This is a genomic window from Bradyrhizobium sp. 157 (assembly GCF_023073815.1).
In the GTDB taxonomy this organism is placed as follows: Bacteria; Pseudomonadota; Alphaproteobacteria; order Rhizobiales; family Xanthobacteraceae; genus Bradyrhizobium.
The window spans coordinates 435,372-450,431 of the sequence record NZ_JADPKF010000073.1 but is presented as its reverse complement, the minus strand read 5'-3'; the positions used below and the strand labels follow the sequence as shown (position 1 = coordinate 450,431).

The following is a 15,060-nucleotide window of genomic DNA, read 5'->3' as shown; positions in this document are numbered from 1 at the left end:
GGACGACGATGGTTTCACCGCCCGCCAAACAGCGCCCGCTCGCTCTCCACCGTCTCGCTGATGTAATCGGCCACCGCCCTGATCCGCGCCAGATCCTTGCTGTCGGCGTGCATCAGCATCCAGAACGTGCGCGAGATCCTGACCTCGTCGGGCAGCACCGCGCGCAGTTCGGGATGCGCCGTCGCCATGAAATGCGGCAGCACCGCAATACCAAAGCCGGCAATGGTGGCGTTGAGCTGCGCGATCAGATTGGCGCTGCGGAATTTGGCCGAGATTTTTGGCGAGACCTGCGGCAGGTAATCCAGCTCCGGCGTGAACAGCAGTTCCTCGATATAGCCGACGAAGCGATGTCCCGGCAGGTCGCCGCGCGATATGATTTTCGGCACGCGGTCGAGATAGGCCGGCGCGGCATAGAGCCCGAGGCTGTAGTCGAGCAGCTTGCGCCCGACGATCCGGCCCTCCTTGGGCATGGAGAGGCTGATCGCAATGTCGGCCTCGCGCTTCGACAGGCTGAACAGCCGTGCGGTGGCGATGAGCTGCAGGTCGAGATCGGGATACCGCTCGGTGAATTTCAGAAGCCTCGCGGCCAGGAAATGGCTGCCGAACCCGTCGGGGGCGCCGATCCGGACCGTTCCGGTGAGTTGGGCGCGCGAGCCGCCGACCGCCTCCTGGTTGGCGACGATGGTGGATTCCATCGCCTCCGCGCTGTCGGCCACGCGCTGGCCGGCTTCGGTCAGGAGGTAGCCGGTCTTGCGGCGGTTGAACAGTTTTGCGGAGAGATGCCGTTCCAGCCGGTCGACACGGCGGATCACGGTAGCATGATCGACCGATAGCTGCTTGGCGGCAGCGGAAACCGATCCGCCGCGCACGATCGCCAGCACGAAACGGAAGTCATCCCAGTCGATCGTCTTGGTGCCTTGATCCAGCATTTCCGCACATCTATGGTGCAATATATCGGACTTGTATCCCAAGAAATGCAGGTCAAAAAGGGGCTCGAAAGCGATCCCAGACGGGACCTTAGGGAGATCATTCATGCGCTCAATCGGACACTTTATCGGCGGCAAAGAGGTCAAGGGAACGTCCGGCCGGACGGCCGACGTGTTCGAGCCGATGACCGGCGACGTCCAGGCCAAGGTGGCCCTGGCCTCAAGAGCGGAAGTCCGCGCGGCCGTCGAAAACGCCGCGCTCGCCCAGCCCGAATGGGCCAACACCAATCCGCAGCGCCGCGCGCGGGTGATGATGAAGTTCCTCGAACTGGTGCAGCGCGACTATGACAAGCTCGCTGAATTGCTGGCACGCGAGCACGGCAAGACCGTTCCCGACGCCAAGGGCGACATCCAGCGCGGCCTCGAAGTCGTGGAATTCGCCTGCGGTATTCCGCATCTGCTGAAGGGCGAATACACCGAGGGCGCCGGTCCCGGCATCGACATTTACTCGCTGCGGCAGCCGCTTGGAGTCGTCGCCGGCATCACGCCGTTCAATTTCCCGGCGATGATCCCGATGTGGAAATTCGCGCCGGCGATCGCGTGCGGCAACGCCTTTATCCTGAAGCCTTCGGAGCGCGATCCCGGTGTGCCGATGCGGCTGGCCGAGCTGATGATGGAAGCAGGGCTGCCGCCCGGCATCCTCAACGTCGTCAACGGCGACAAGGAAGCCGTCGACGCCATCCTCGACGATCCCGATATCAAGGCGATCGGCTTCGTCGGCTCGACGCCGATTGCGCAATACATCTATGAGCGCGCAGCCCAGACCGGCAAGCGCTGCCAGTGTTTTGGCGGCGCCAAGAACCACGCCATCGTGATGCCTGACGCCGATATGGACCAGACCGTCGATGCCTTGATCGGCGCCGGCTACGGCTCGGGCGGCGAGCGCTGCATGGCGGTGTCGGTCGCGGTCCCCGTCGGCAAAACCACCGCCGACCGGCTGATGGAAAAGCTGATCCCGCGCGTGGAGTCGCTCAAGATCGGCACCTCGGTCGATCCGTCCGCCGATTACGGCCCGCTGGTGACCCGCGAAGCGGTCGAGAAGGTGAAGAACTACATCGATATCGGCATCAAGGAAGGCGCCACGCTAGCTGTCGACGGCCGCGGCTTCAAGATGCAGGGCTACGAGAAGGGTTTTTATCTCGGCGGCTCGCTGTTCGACAACGTCACCAAGGACATGCGGATCTACAAGGAAGAGATCTTTGGCCCGGTGCTCTCGGTGGTGCGCGCCCACGATTACAAGGAAGCCCTGGCGCTGCCGTCGGAGCATGACTACGGCAATGGTGTCGCAATCTTCACCCGCGACGGCGACGCCGCGCGCGACTTTGCCGCCAAGGTCAATGTCGGCATGGTCGGCATCAACGTGCCGATCCCGGTGCCGATCGCGTACTACACCTTCGGCGGTTGGAAGAAGTCGGGCTTCGGCGATCTCAACCAGCACGGTCCGGACTCGGTCCGCTTCTATACCAAGACCAAGACGGTGACCTCGCGCTGGCCGTCCGGTGTCAAGGAAGGCGCGGAGTTCTCGATCCCGCTGATGAAGTAACGCGTCACAGTCGAGGCGCGGGATGCAGTTCGCTCTCAACGAGGATCAGGTGGCGGTTCGCGACATGGCGCGCGAATTCGCCGCCGAGAAGATCGCGCCGCATGCGCTCCGCTGGGACGAGGAGAAGCATTTTCCAGTCGATGTGATGCGCGAGGCCGCGAGCCTCGGCATCGGCGGCATTTACATCAAGGACGACGTCGGCGGCTCTGCCATGACTCGCTTCGACGCCGCCCTGATCTTCGAGGCGCTGGCGACCGGCTGTCCGACGGTGTCGGCCTTCATCTCGATCCATAACATGGCGTCCTGGATGATCGATGCCTATGGCAATGATACCCAGCGGCAAAAATGGTTGCCAAAGCTCTGCACCATGGAGCAGCTGGCGAGCTATTGCCTGACGGAACCGGGCTCCGGCTCGGACGCCGCAGCGCTGCGCACCCGCGCGGTGCGCGAGGGCGATCATTATGTGCTCAACGGTCAGAAGCAGTTCATCTCCGGCGCCGGCGGCGGCGACCTCTATGTCGTGATGGTGCGGACCGGGGGCGATGGGCCCGGCGGCATCTCGACGCTGGTGATCCCGGCCGATACGCCGGGCGTTTCCTTCGGCGCCAACGAGCGTAAGATGGGCTGGAACGCGCAGCCAACCCGCGCGGTAATTTTCGAGAACGCGCGTGTGCCGGTCGAGAACCGGCTGGGCGAGGAGGGCATCGGCTTCAAGATCGCGATGGCCGGGCTCGACGGTGGCCGCCTCAATATCGCGGCGTGCTCGCTCGGCGGCGCGCAGAGCGCGCTCGACAAATCGCTGGCCTACATGAAGGAGCGAAAAGCCTTCGGCAAGCGCCTCGATGAATTCCAGGCGCTGCAGTTTCGCCTGGCCGACATGGCGACCGAACTGGAGGCGGCGCGGACGTTCGTGTGGCGCGCGGCGGCGGCGCTCGACCGCAAGGATGCGGATGCCACCATGCTGTGCGCGATGGCCAAACGGTTCGGGACCGATGTCGGCTTCGAGGTCGCCAACCAGGCACTGCAACTGCATGGCGGCTACGGTTACCTCAGCGAGTACGGCATCGAAAAAATCGTCCGCGACCTGCGCGTGCACCAGATATTGGAAGGCACCAACGAAATCATGCGGCTGATCGTGTCGCGCAAGCTGATCGAGGGCGCGCGATGACGGATGCGGCCATTGCAGACGGCGACCTGATCGCGCGCAAGGAAGGTTCGGCCGGCATCCTCCGTCTAAACCGGCCGAAGGCAATCAATGCCGTGACGCTGGAGATGTTTCACGACGTCGACAAGGCGCTTGATGTCTTTGAGGCCGATCCCGATGTTGCCGTGATCGTACTTGAAGGCGCCGGCGAGCGCGGGCTGTGCGCCGGCGGCGATATCCGCGCGCTCTGGGAAAGCTCCAAGGTCAAGGGCGATCTCGGCAAGATCCTGTGGCGCGACGAATACGTCCTCAACGCCCGCATCAAGAAATTTCCGAAACCGTACGTCGCCTTCATGGACGGCATCGTGATGGGCGGCGGCGTCGGGCTGTCGGCGCACTCCAGCCACCGCGTCGTCACCGAGAGGACGAAACTCGCGATGCCTGAAGTCGGCCTTGGCTTCTTTCCCGACGTCGGGGGCACCTGGCTGTTGTCGCATTCGCCGGGCGAGATCGGCACCTATTTTGGCTTGACCGGGCAGACCATGAACGGGCCGGACGCGATCCACGCAAAATTTGCCGATGCGGTGGTGCCGTCATCAAAACTGCCGGCCCTGCGCGAGGCGTTGACGAAGGTGGCGCCGGGCACGACATCGGCTGACGTCAGGAAACTGATCGAGGGCTTTTCGACCGGAGAGACGGCCGGGCCGGTCGCCGCGCAGCAGGCGAAGATCGACACGTTATTCTCCCACGATCGCATGGAAGACATCATCGCGGCGCTGCAGCGCGATGGTTCTGATTTCGCGCAGGCGGCGCTGAAGACGCTGAACGAGAAGTCGCCGCGAGGCATGGTGGTGACGCTGAAGCTGCTACGGCTGGCGCGTAGCGCGCGTTCGCTGGAGGAATGCCTGGTGCGGGAATATCGCGCCGCACTGGAAGTGTTTGCCAGCGACGATTTCCATGAGGGCGTGCGCGCCGCCGTGATCGACAAGGACCGTAGCCCAAAATGGTCGCCGCCGCGCATCGAAGACGTGACACCGGAAATGGTCGCGCCTTACTTCGCCGAGATTGGCGCCAATGAGCTGAAATTTCCCTGATCAGAACAGAAAGTCTTAGCGGAGGATTCGAGATGGCAAATATCGCATTTATTGGCCTCGGCAATATGGGCGGGCCGATGGCGGCTAATCTGGTCAAAGCCGGCCACAAGGTCACCGCGTTCGATCTGGTTGCCGCATCGCGCGATCAGGCCAAGGCCGACGGCGCAGCCATCGCCGACAGTTCGGCGGCTGCCGTGAAGGGCGCCGATGTCGTCATCACCATGCTGCCGGCGGGTAAGCATGTGCTGTCGGTCTGGAACGAAGTCGTCCCTGCCATGACCAGGGGCACGCTGATCATCGATTGCTCGACCATCGACGTCGAAAGCGCCAAGCAGGCGCATGCGTTGGCCGCCAAGCACGGCATGCTCTCGGTCGACGCACCGGTGTCGGGCGGCACCGGCGGTGCCAAGGGCGCGACGCTGACGTTTATGTGTGGCGGCGAGGAAAAGGCTTTTGCGGCGGCGAAACCCGTGCTGGAGAACATGGGCAAGAAGATCGTGCATTGCGGTGCCGCCGGTGCAGGGCAGGCCGCCAAGATCTGCAACAACATGATACTCGCGGTATCCATGATTGCAGTGGGTGAGGCCTTTGCGCTAGCGGAGAAGCTGGGCCTCTCGCATCAGGCACTGTTCGACGTCGCCTCGACCTCATCGGGGCAGTGCTGGGCGCTGACGTCCTATTGCCCCGTTCCGGGTCCGGTGCCGACCTCGCCGGCGAACAACGGTTACAAGCCCGGCTTTGCATCGGCCTTGATGGTAAAGGACCTCACGCTGGCACAGGACGCGGCCAATGCCACCGGCGCCGCTACGCCGCTCGGCAAGCACGCGCAGGAGATCTACAAGGCTTTTGATGCCGCCGGCCATGGCGGGGTGGATTTTTCCGGAATTATCCAGCACGTTAGGAGCCTTGCTGCGAAATGATTTATTGCGTCATCCTGAGGTGCGAGCGACAGCGAGCCTCGAAGGATGATAAAGGCGGTGTGCGTGGCCCATCCTTCGAGACGCCGCGCAGGCGCGGCTCCTCAGGATGACGGTCGTGAGTGTGGTGGCATCAGAGAGAAGAGCATGACGACCTTCCAGGAAGCGCGCGCCTTTCTGCTCAAGCACCGCACCGATTACGATGCGGCCGTGAAGGGGTTTCGCTGGCCCGATCCGGTTCCATTCAACTGGGCGCTGGACTGGTTCGACACGGAGCTCGCGCGCAATCCTGACAGCCGGGATCGCCCGGCGCTCTGGATCGTCGATCCCGGCGACAAGGAGACAAAACTCTCCTTCGCCACGCTATCGCGCCGCTCCAATCAGGTCGCAAACTTCCTGCGCGCGAAGGGGCTGAAGCGCGGCGATCATCTGTTGCTGCTGCTCGGCAATGTCGTGCCGCTGTGGGAGACCATGCTGGCGGCGATGAAGCTTGGCATCGTCGTCATCCCCGCTACCACGCTGCTCACCCCCGATGAATTGCGCGATCGGCTCGAGCGGGGCAGGGCGCGGGCGGTGGTCGCCTCGCAGGACCAGGTCGCAAAGTTTGCTGGCCTCGGCGGCGATGGGCTGGTGCGCATCGTGGTTGGTGCGACGTCAAAGCACGATGGCTGGCTGCCGTTCGAGCAGGCTGCCAGCGCCTCGGACGATTTTACGCCTGATGGCCCAACCAACGCCGACGATCCGATGTTGCTCTATTTCACCTCGGGCACCACGGCGAAACCAAAGCTGGTGCGGCACAGTCAGCGCAGCTATCCGGTCGGCCACCTCTCGACGATGTTCTGGCTCGGCCTGCAGCCGGGCGATATCCATCTGAACATCTCTTCGCCGGGCTGGGCCAAGCACGCCTGGAGCTGCTTCTTCGCGCCGTGGAATGCGGGGGCCACCGTGTTCGTGGTCAACCAGCCGCGTTTTGACGCAAAAGCGCTGCTCGCGACGATCGGCCGCTGCGGCGTCACCACGCTGTGCGCGCCGCCGACGGTGTGGCGGCTGTTCATTCAGGAGAAGCTCGCGGACTTCAAGGTCAGCCTGCGCGAGGTCTGCGGCGCGGGCGAGCCGCTCAATCCCGAAGTGATCGACCAGGTGAAGGCGGCATGGGGGCTCACCATCCGCGACGGCTATGGCCAGACCGAGACCGCCGCACTGGCCGGCAATTCGCCGGGCCAGAAGGTCAAGGTCGGCTCGATGGGCCGGCCGTTGCCGGGCTACCGGGTGCGGATCACCGACAATGACGGCCACGTCACCAAGGAGGGCGAGGTGACACTCGTGCTCGGCGCCGACCGCCCCGCAGGCCTGATGCAGGGCTATCAGGGCGAGGATGGCAAATTGAGCGGCGCTGACGGCGATCTCTACCGGAGCGGCGACGTGGTGTTTGCCGACGACGAGGGCTATCTCACTTTTGTCGGTCGCTCCGACGACGTCTTCAAATCGTCGGATTACCGCATCAGCCCGTTCGAGTTGGAAAGCGTTTTGCTCGAACATGAATCGGTAGCTGAAGCTGCCGTCGTGCCAAGTCCCGATCCGATCCGGCTCGCGATCCCCAAGGCCTATGTGCTGCTGGTCTCAGGCGTGGAGCGCTCGCCGGAGACGGCGCTGTCGATCTTCAAACACCTGCACACGCGGCTGGCGCCGTTCAAGCGTATCAGGAAGATCGAACTGGTGACGGAGCTGCCGAAGACGATTTCGGGAAAAATCCGGCGCGTGCAGTTGCGCCGGCTTGAGCATGATAATAACCGCAGTGACGCGTTGCGCGGCGCCGAGTTCCGCGAAGAAGAATTCCCGGAGTTGCAGAAGGTGCGGACCGCCGGGTTGGAGACTTAGTCAATGAATGAAGTCTGGAAGAAGCCGCCGGTCTCGTTTGAGGCCTATCAGGCGATGGTCGGCAAGGAAATCGGGGTGTCGTCATGGCACCTGATCGACCAGAACCGGATCAACCTCTACGCCGACGTGATCGAGGACCATCAGTTCATCCACGTCGATCCTGAAAGGGCGAAAAAGGAAACCGAGTTCGGCAATACCATCGCGCATGGTTTTCTGACGATGTCGCTCATGAGCATCATGTCCTATGAGGTGATGCCGGTCATCGAGGGCACGTCGATGGGCGTCAATTACGGCTTCGACAAGCTGCGCTTCCTGTCGCCGGTCCGCGCCGGTTCACGGGTCCGCGGCCGCTTCACGCTCATGGAAGCCAAGCTGCGCAAGCCGAAAGAGCTGCAGTCGCGCACCAACGTCACCATCGAGATCGAGGGCGAGGACAAGCCGGCGTTGGTCGCCGACTGGATCGGGCTGATTTATTTCAATTGACCCCTCATTCGTCGTTGCCGGGCTTGACCCGGCAACCCATCCTTGATCAAAAACGTCTCGTTTTTTGATGGATGCCCGGGTCAAGCCCGGGCATGACGAGAATCCAGGAATTCCGATCATGGCAATCAGGTTTGACGGACGCGTCGCAATCGTCACGGGCGCGGGCAATGGTCTGGGACGGGCGCATGCGCTGGGGCTGGCGAGCCGCGGCGCCAAGGTGGTGGTCAACGACTTCGGTGGCGCGCGGGACGGCACCGGCGGCTCGCTGACACCGGCCGAATCCGTGGTCGAGGAAATCCGTAAAGCTGGCGGCACCGCGATGGCCGACGGCGCCGACGTCTCCAAGTTCGGACAAGTCACGGCGATGGTCGAGCGGGCCACCAAGGAGTGGGGCAGTGTCGATCTGCTCTGCGCCAATGCCGGCATTTTGCGCGACAAGTCATTTGCCAAAATGGATGTCGCCGACTTTGCCAAGGTGCTCGATGTCCATCTCGTCGGCACATTTTACTGCTGCAAGGCGGTGTGGACCGGCATGCGGGAGCGCAATTACGGCCGCATCGTGCTGACCACCTCGTCGTCGGGCCTGTTCGGCAATTTCGGCCAGGCCAATTACGGCGCGGCCAAAGCCGGCATGGTCGGCCTGATGAACGTGCTGGCCGAGGAAGGCCGCAAGAACAACATCCGCGTCAACACGATCTCACCAACTGCAGCGACCCGCATGACGGAGGAACTGCTGCCACCGCAGGCACTGGCGCTGATGAAGCCCGAGGCGATCACGCCGGCGGTGGAATTCTTGCTGAGCGAAGACGCCCCGACCCGCACCATCATGGGCGCGGGCGCGGGCTCCTTCGCGGTGATCAAGATCATCGAAACCGAAGGCGTTAACCTGCCGCAGTCCGACTGGACGCCGGATGCGATCGCGGCACATTTCGCCGAGATCGACGATGTCTCGAAAGCCAAGGCGCTGCAGGGCGCCTTCGAGCAGACGCAGAAGTATGTCGCCCAGGCCGCGGCACGGGCGGGCATCAAGCTGTAGCTTTAAGGCACGCGTAGGGTGGGCAAAGGCGCCCTTAGCGCCGTGCCCACCATGCATCCTCGTCGTCGGTGAATAATGGTGGGCATGCTTCGCTTTGCCCACCCTACGCACCGCCACTTCGGCCTACGTTCCCGTCATGCCATTGCCGTCACAACACATCGCCGTCATCGGCGCCGGTCCCGCCGGGCTGATGACGGCCGAAGTGCTCGCACAAGGCGGCGTCAGCGTCACCGTCTATGACGCGATGCCATCCGCCGGCCGCAAATTTCTCATGGCGGGGCGCGGAGGGCTCAACCTCACGCACAGCGAGCCGTTGCCGCAGTTCCTTGCCCGCTACCGCGAGGCGATGCCGCACCTGAAAACCGCCATCGAAGCATTTCCGCCGCAGGCGTTGCGCGACTGGAGCGACGCGCTTGGGCAGGAGACCTTTGTCGGCTCCAGCGGACGGGTGTTTCCAAAAGCGTTCAAGGCGTCGCCTTTGCTGCGGGCCTGGCTGCGGCGGCTGGATGCGATGGGCATAAGACTGGCGCTGCGCCACCGCTGGACCGGCTGGAATGAGCAGGGCCGCCTGCGCTTTGAAACGCCTGGTGGACCGCTCGTCGTCGAGCCTCGCGCAACCGTGCTGGCGCTCGGGGGCGCGAGTTGGCCGCGGCTTGGTTCAGACGGCACGTGGACGGAAATGCTCGCCGCGAAAGGCGTGAAGATATCGCCGCTGCGGCCGGCCAATTCCGGCTTCACCGTCGCCTGGTCGGAAATTTTCCGCGACCGCTTTGAAGGTCAACCGCTCAAGAGCGTGGCGCTGATCTTTGGAGCGCATACCGTGCGAGGCGAAGCCATCGTCACTCGCACCGGCATCGAGGGCGGCGCGATCTATGCGCTGTCTGCCGAGTTGCGTGAGGCCATCCTGCGCGATGGGCACGCAACACTGAATATCGCCTTACGTCCCGACGCGGAGACCGGTGAACTGATAGCGAAATTGTCCGCAGCCAAGGGCAAGCAGTCCTTCTCGAATTTTCTCCGCAAGACGGCAAATCTTTCGCCCACCGCGATCGGGCTGTTGCAGGAGTCAGCCAAGACATACGGGAAGTCACTAGCCGCGCTTTCTCCGGCCGATCTCGCCAGCTTGATTCAGGCAGTGTCCGTTCAGCTCAACGGCATCGCGCCGATCGCGCGCGCGATTTCGACGGCGGGCGGCATCGCCCTCGACGAACTTGACGACGCCTTTATGATCCGGCGCCTGCCGGGCGTGTTCGCCGCCGGCGAGATGCTTGATTGGGAAGCGCCGACCGGCGGCTATCTGCTGCAAGCGTCGTTTGCGACCGGGATGGCGGCGGGCGGGGGTGCGCTGAATTGGCTCGATCGCAAAATCTAACCTCCGTCATTGCGAGCGGAGCGAAGCAATCCATGTCGCCACAAGCGGAGGAATGGATTGCTTCGTCGCTTCGCTTCTCGCAATGACGAGATGCGGGTGCGCGCGGTTACCGCAGCTTTCCCCGCGCCGCAACCGGCAGCGTGCCGATGATCTCGTCGCCGCGCACCATCACCACTTCGTCCATCATATTGACGACGACGCAGACATGGTTCGGCACGATCCGCACGACGTCGCCGACATTCGGTCGCGTGTTGCTGCGGGCCAGATCGAGAAAGCCGTGCTCTTCCGCAAAGCGCGCGATCCTGGCCTCCGGATGCTCCAGGATCAATCCGTAACCGTCGAGGCCGCCGCCGGGGTCCGCTGTCAGTGTCTTCGAGCCGGCGTCCAGAATGCCGCGGTCCGGGGCGGCGCGGCTCACGACTGTGGAATAGATGTTCAGCGCGCAATCGTCCCATTCGGCGACGCCGGCCGCGACCTGCATGCGGTCGTTGTAGATATAAGTGCCCGGCCGGTGTTCGGTCGCGCCCTTGAGCTTGCCGAGATTCTTCAGATTGGGCGAGCCGCCGGTCGAAACCATCGTCGCATCGAGCCCGTGCGCGCGGACACCCGCCAGCGCCTCGTCGAAAAACTTCTGTGCCTCAGCCCAGCCGGTCTCGGTCGGGTACAGCATGAAGCCCGCAAATTGCAGCCCCTTCGAGCCCGCAATCTCGCGTGCCAGCGCAATCGCTTCGGCCGGCGTTTCGACGCCGGCGCGCTTGCGCCCCGTATCGCATTCGACCACGACCGACAGCGGTCGGCCCGAAGCTGCAGCGGCCTGCGGCAGGCCGGCGATCACGGTCGAATTGTCGGCGGCCACCGTCATGTTGGCCTTGGCCTGCAGCGCCGCGAGCCGGGCCATCTTTTCCTCGCCGATCAGATTATAGCTGATCAGGATGTCGTCGATGCCGGCTTCCGCCATCACCTCGGCCTCGCCGAGTTTTTGGCAGGTGATGCCCCTGGCGCCGGCCGCAACCTGCATCTGCGCCAGCAGCGGACTCTTGTGGGTCTTGATATGCGGCCGGTTGGCGACACCGGCGCTATCGCAGGCGACCTGAACCCGCGCGATGTTGCGCTCGACGCGGTCCATGTCGATGACCGCGCAGGGCGTGCCGTATTCGCGGGCGATTTTTGCGGCGAGGGGCGTTGTCATGCTCTTCTCTCTGTTCGAAATCGTGAACCCGTAGGATGGGTGCAGCGCAGCGATACCCATCAATCTTGTCGAGGCATCATGATGGGTATCGCTTCGCTCCACCCATCCTACGCCTGCTCGATCTCTTCGCGCAAAACCTCAAGCTCCAGCCACCGGTCCTCGGCGGCCGCGAGTTCTTCCTGCGCCTTGGCGATCGCAGCAGATGCCGCGTCGAACTTCTTGCGATCCTTGGCGTAGAGATCGGGATCGTCAAGCAGCTTCTGCTGCTTTGCGATCTCGGCCTGCAGTTTTGCGATTTTCTTCGGCAGCGTTTCCAGCGCGTGCTTTTCGTTGAAGTTCAGCCGGCGCTTTGGGGCGGCGGAAGGGGCCGTAGCTCTGGTCTCTCTCTTTTCCTCAACTGGCGCCGGTTCCTTGACAGATTCCCGCGACAAATCCTCGCCGCGCTGGGCCAGCATGTCGGTGTAGCCGCCGGCATACTCGATCCAGCGGCCATTGCCTTCAGGCACGATCACCGACGTCACCACGCGATCGAGGAAGTCGCGGTCGTGGCTGATCAGGATCACCGTGCCCTCGTAATCGCCAAGCATCTCCTCGAGCACGTCGAGCGTTTCGAGATCGAGGTCGTTGGTTGGCTCGTCCAGTACCAGGAGGTTCGACGGCTTGGCCAGCGCGCGCGCCAGCATCAGCCGGCCGCGCTCGCCGCCGGAAAGCACCTCCAGCGGCGTGCGCATCTGTTCTTGCGCGAAGAGAAAGTCCTTCATGTAGCTGACCACGTGTTTCGGCTTGCCGCCGACCATGACATGGTCGCCGCGGCCGCCGGTCAGCGCGTCCGCCAGCGTCGATTTCGGATCGAGGCTTTCGCGATGCTGGTCGAGGGTCGCCATCTCGATATTGGCGCCGAGCCGGACCGTGCCGATATCGGGCGGATCGTTGCCGATCAAAAGATGAACCAGTGTCGTCTTGCCGGCGCCGTTCGGTCCGACTATGCCGATGCGGTCACCGCGCTGGATTCGGGTCGAAAAGTTCTCCACGATCTTGCGCTCGCCATAGGCCTTGGCGATGTTCTTCGCCTCGATGACCAGCCGGCCAGATTTTTCAGCTTCGGCGGCCGCGAGGTTGGCATTGCCATCAGCACCGCGATAATTTCGCCGCTGGTCGCGCAGCGCGTGCAGATTGCCGAGCCGCTTGACGTTGCGCTTGCGGCGGCCGGAAACGCCATAGCGCAGCCAGTGTTCCTCGTTGACGATCTTGCGGTCGAGCTTGTGCTGCTCGCGCTCTTCTTCCGCCAGCACTTCGTCGCGCCAGGCCTCGAAGGCGGAGAAACCGCGATCGATCTGCCGGATCTGGCCGCGGTCGAGCCAGGCGGTGGAACGCGACAGGTTCGAGAGGAAATGGCGGTCGTGGCTGATGAGGACGAGCGCGCATTTGCGGCTCGCCAGTTCACCTTCCAGCCATTCAATGGTTGGGAGGTCGAGATGGTTGGTTGGCTCGTCCAGCAGCAGAATGTCGGGCGAGGGCGCCAGCACCCGCGCCAGCGCGGCGCGGCGGGCCTCGCCACCGGAGACATGCGCGGGGTCTTCATCGCCGGAGAGCCCAAGCTGTTCGACAAGGTAGCGCGCCTGGTAGTGATCGTCGCCGGGGCCGAGGCCTGCCTCGACATAGGCCAGCGTGGTCTTGTGGTCGCCGAAATCGGGCTCCTGCGGCAGATAGCGGATGGTGGCGCCGGGCTGCACGAAGCGGCTGCCGCTGTCGGGCTCGACCAGACCGGCGGCGATCTTGAGCAGCGTCGATTTGCCGGAGCCGTTGCGGCCGATCAGGCAGACGCGCTCGCCCGACGACACCGACAATTCCACGCCCGATAACAGCGGCGTGCCGCCAAACGTCAGCCTTATATCTTTCAACTGGATCAGCGGCGGCGCCATCGTTTAACCCTGGTTTGGCGCAGACTGCTGCTGCGCGCGCTGGCGCTGGATGCGGCGGATGGTCTGATCGAGCGCTGACAGAAACGCCGAGCGGTCGCGCGGGGAGTAGGATTTCGGTCCGCCAGTGAGTTCGCCGGACGAGCGCAAATCCGTCATCAGATTGCGCACCGCGAGCGTCATGCCTATCGATGCTTCCGTGAACTGCTTGCTGTTCGGCGCGATCACCTCCGCGCCGGCCTTCACGCAGCGGCTGGCGAGCGGAATATCCGATGTGATGACGATGTCGCCGCGGCCGGCACGCTCAGCGATCCAGTTGTCGGCGGCGTCCATGCCGGAACCGGCAGCGATGCGCTCGATCAGCGGATCCTGCGGCACGCGGATGAAATTTCCCGCAACGACGCTGACCGGCAGGCCGTGGCGGGTCGCGACGCGATAGATTTCATCCTTCGCCGGGCAGGCATCGGCATCAACATAGATGCGGGTCGGGTTCACGTCAGGCATTTCTCGTCAGGCATATCGGTTCGATCGCGGCTCTTTGGAACGCGCGTGGTAACCTATTCGATGCCGGAATGCGAGGAAAACAGGGAGGTGGGAACACGCTTGCCTCGGCACATTCTTCGCGTACCATAACCGGCGGAAAAAAACCAAAAATAACAGGAAACCGGCATGCCCATCGAGCCGTATCGCGTCCAGGCCTACAACACCGCCAAACAATCCGAAAACAAGATGCATGACGATACCGTGGCAAAGCGGTTCGGATTTTCGGGTGGACTGGTCCCCGGCGTCAACGTGATGGCCTACATGATGCATCAGCCGGTCGCCAAATGGGGCCGTGCCTTCCTCGAACGCGGACTGATCGAGGCGCGTTTCGTCAAGCCGGTCTATGACGGCGAACTCGCCGAGCTGACAGCGGAAGAAGACAACGGCGTGCTGTCGATCGAGGTGCAGAGCCGCGGCCAGCTTTGCGCCACCGGCACCGCGTCCTTGCCGGTCTCCGCACCGGCTGTTTCGATCGCAGATTACCAGGAAGTCGCGGCGGTCGCGGAGCGCAAGCCGGTGAACGCGTCTTCCTATGAAGTTGGCAAATGGCTCGGCACCACCCCGCGCGACTGGGCGGGTGAAGCGGCCACGGGATATCTCGCCGACATCAGGGAAACCGATACGATCTACGCGAGGGAAGGTCTCGGTCATCCCGGCCTGCTGCAGCGGATGATGAACCGGGTGCTGGTCGACAATGCCATCCTGGGCCCATGGATTCACGTCGGCAGCCGCATGCAACTGTTTTCAGCGGCAAAGGCCGGCGACGTCATCACGGCGCGTGCGAAGGTGATCGGCAATTACGACAAGAAGGGCCACCATTTCGTCGAACTCGACGCGCTGGTCGTCGGCAACGGCAAAACGCCGCTGGCGCATTGCCACCACATCGCGATCTACCAGCCGCGCGAGCAAGTCGCGGCGTAGTGGAGCTGGCTTGCTCTATTCGTCATTGCCGGGCT

General features: G+C 63.5%; 13 protein-coding genes. 9 read left to right on the top strand and 4 right to left on the bottom strand.

Annotation, left to right across the window (positions count from 1 at the left end):
- Nucleotides 1-14 precede the first annotated feature (14 nt).
- A complete protein-coding gene (locus IVA95_RS18115; RefSeq protein WP_247511692.1) occupies nucleotides 15-929 on the bottom strand; it encodes a LysR family transcriptional regulator in 915 nt (304 codons plus the stop codon).
- A 103-nt stretch (nucleotides 930-1,032) separates the two neighbouring features.
- Here IVA95_RS18115 and IVA95_RS18110 point away from each other — a divergent pair, with 103 nt between their 5' ends.
- The 8 genes from IVA95_RS18110 (at nucleotide 1,033) to IVA95_RS18075 (ending at nucleotide 10,453) form a co-directional block, all read left to right on the top strand.
- The gene (locus tag IVA95_RS18110) at nucleotides 1,033-2,529 is read left to right on the top strand and encodes a CoA-acylating methylmalonate-semialdehyde dehydrogenase (RefSeq protein ID WP_213249830.1); all 1,497 of its coding nucleotides are present in this window, start codon (nucleotides 1,033-1,035) and stop codon (nucleotides 2,527-2,529) included.
- A gap of 22 nt (nucleotides 2,530-2,551) precedes the next feature.
- Nucleotides 2,552-3,697 (top strand): isobutyryl-CoA dehydrogenase, encoded by a 1,146-nt coding sequence (locus IVA95_RS18105; RefSeq protein ID WP_247511691.1) that lies wholly within the window; start codon nucleotides 2,552-2,554, stop codon nucleotides 3,695-3,697.
- Nucleotides 3,694-4,767 carry an enoyl-CoA hydratase/isomerase family protein gene (locus tag IVA95_RS18100; RefSeq protein WP_247511690.1) on the top strand — a complete coding sequence of 358 codons (1,074 nt, stop codon included), beginning with the start codon at nucleotides 3,694-3,696 and terminating at the stop codon, nucleotides 4,765-4,767. The genes IVA95_RS18105 and IVA95_RS18100 overlap by 4 nt, the downstream gene beginning before the upstream one ends.
- Nucleotides 4,768-4,799: 32 nt before the next feature.
- The gene (gene mmsB / locus IVA95_RS18095) at nucleotides 4,800-5,687 is read left to right on the top strand and encodes a 3-hydroxyisobutyrate dehydrogenase (protein WP_247511689.1); all 888 of its coding nucleotides are present in this window, start codon (nucleotides 4,800-4,802) and stop codon (nucleotides 5,685-5,687) included.
- A 144-nt stretch (nucleotides 5,688-5,831) separates the two neighbouring features.
- The gene (locus IVA95_RS18090; protein WP_247511688.1) at nucleotides 5,832-7,562 is read left to right on the top strand and encodes an AMP-binding protein; all 1,731 of its coding nucleotides are present in this window, start codon (nucleotides 5,832-5,834) and stop codon (nucleotides 7,560-7,562) included.
- Nucleotides 7,563-7,565: 3 nt separating this feature from the next.
- Nucleotides 7,566-8,045, top strand: coding sequence for a MaoC family dehydratase (locus IVA95_RS18085; protein WP_247511687.1), 480 nt, complete (start codon nucleotides 7,566-7,568; stop codon nucleotides 8,043-8,045).
- Nucleotides 8,046-8,163: 118 nt separating this feature from the next.
- Complete coding sequence (locus IVA95_RS18080) at nucleotides 8,164-9,081, top strand: SDR family NAD(P)-dependent oxidoreductase (protein ID WP_247511686.1); 918 nt, start codon at nucleotides 8,164-8,166, stop codon at nucleotides 9,079-9,081.
- Between the two features lie 136 nt (nucleotides 9,082-9,217).
- Nucleotides 9,218-10,453, top strand: coding sequence for a TIGR03862 family flavoprotein (locus IVA95_RS18075; RefSeq protein WP_247511742.1), 1,236 nt, complete (start codon nucleotides 9,218-9,220; stop codon nucleotides 10,451-10,453).
- Nucleotides 10,454-10,559: 106 nt separating this feature from the next.
- On the opposite strand, the gene IVA95_RS18070 is transcribed toward IVA95_RS18075, so the two are convergent.
- The 3 genes from IVA95_RS18070 to IVA95_RS18060 form a co-directional block, all read right to left on the bottom strand.
- Nucleotides 10,560-11,642, bottom strand: a complete 1,083-nt coding sequence (locus IVA95_RS18070; protein ID WP_247511685.1) for a D-TA family PLP-dependent enzyme — start codon at nucleotides 11,640-11,642, stop codon at nucleotides 10,560-10,562.
- Between the two features lie 107 nt (nucleotides 11,643-11,749).
- Entirely contained in the window at nucleotides 11,750-13,564 is a 1,815-nt protein-coding gene (locus IVA95_RS18065) for an ABC-F family ATP-binding cassette domain-containing protein (protein ID WP_247511684.1), read from the bottom strand.
- Nucleotides 13,565-13,567: 3 nt separating this feature from the next.
- On the bottom strand, nucleotides 13,568-14,056 hold the full coding sequence (locus IVA95_RS18060) for a YaiI/YqxD family protein (RefSeq protein ID WP_247511683.1): 489 nt from the start codon (nucleotides 14,054-14,056) through the stop codon (nucleotides 13,568-13,570).
- 174 nt (nucleotides 14,057-14,230) lie between these two features.
- On the opposite strand from IVA95_RS18060, the gene IVA95_RS18055 reads away from it, so the two are divergent.
- Nucleotides 14,231-15,025 (top strand): hypothetical protein, encoded by a 795-nt coding sequence (locus IVA95_RS18055; protein WP_247511682.1) that lies wholly within the window; start codon nucleotides 14,231-14,233, stop codon nucleotides 15,023-15,025.
- The last annotated feature ends 35 nt before the right edge of the window (nucleotides 15,026-15,060 follow it).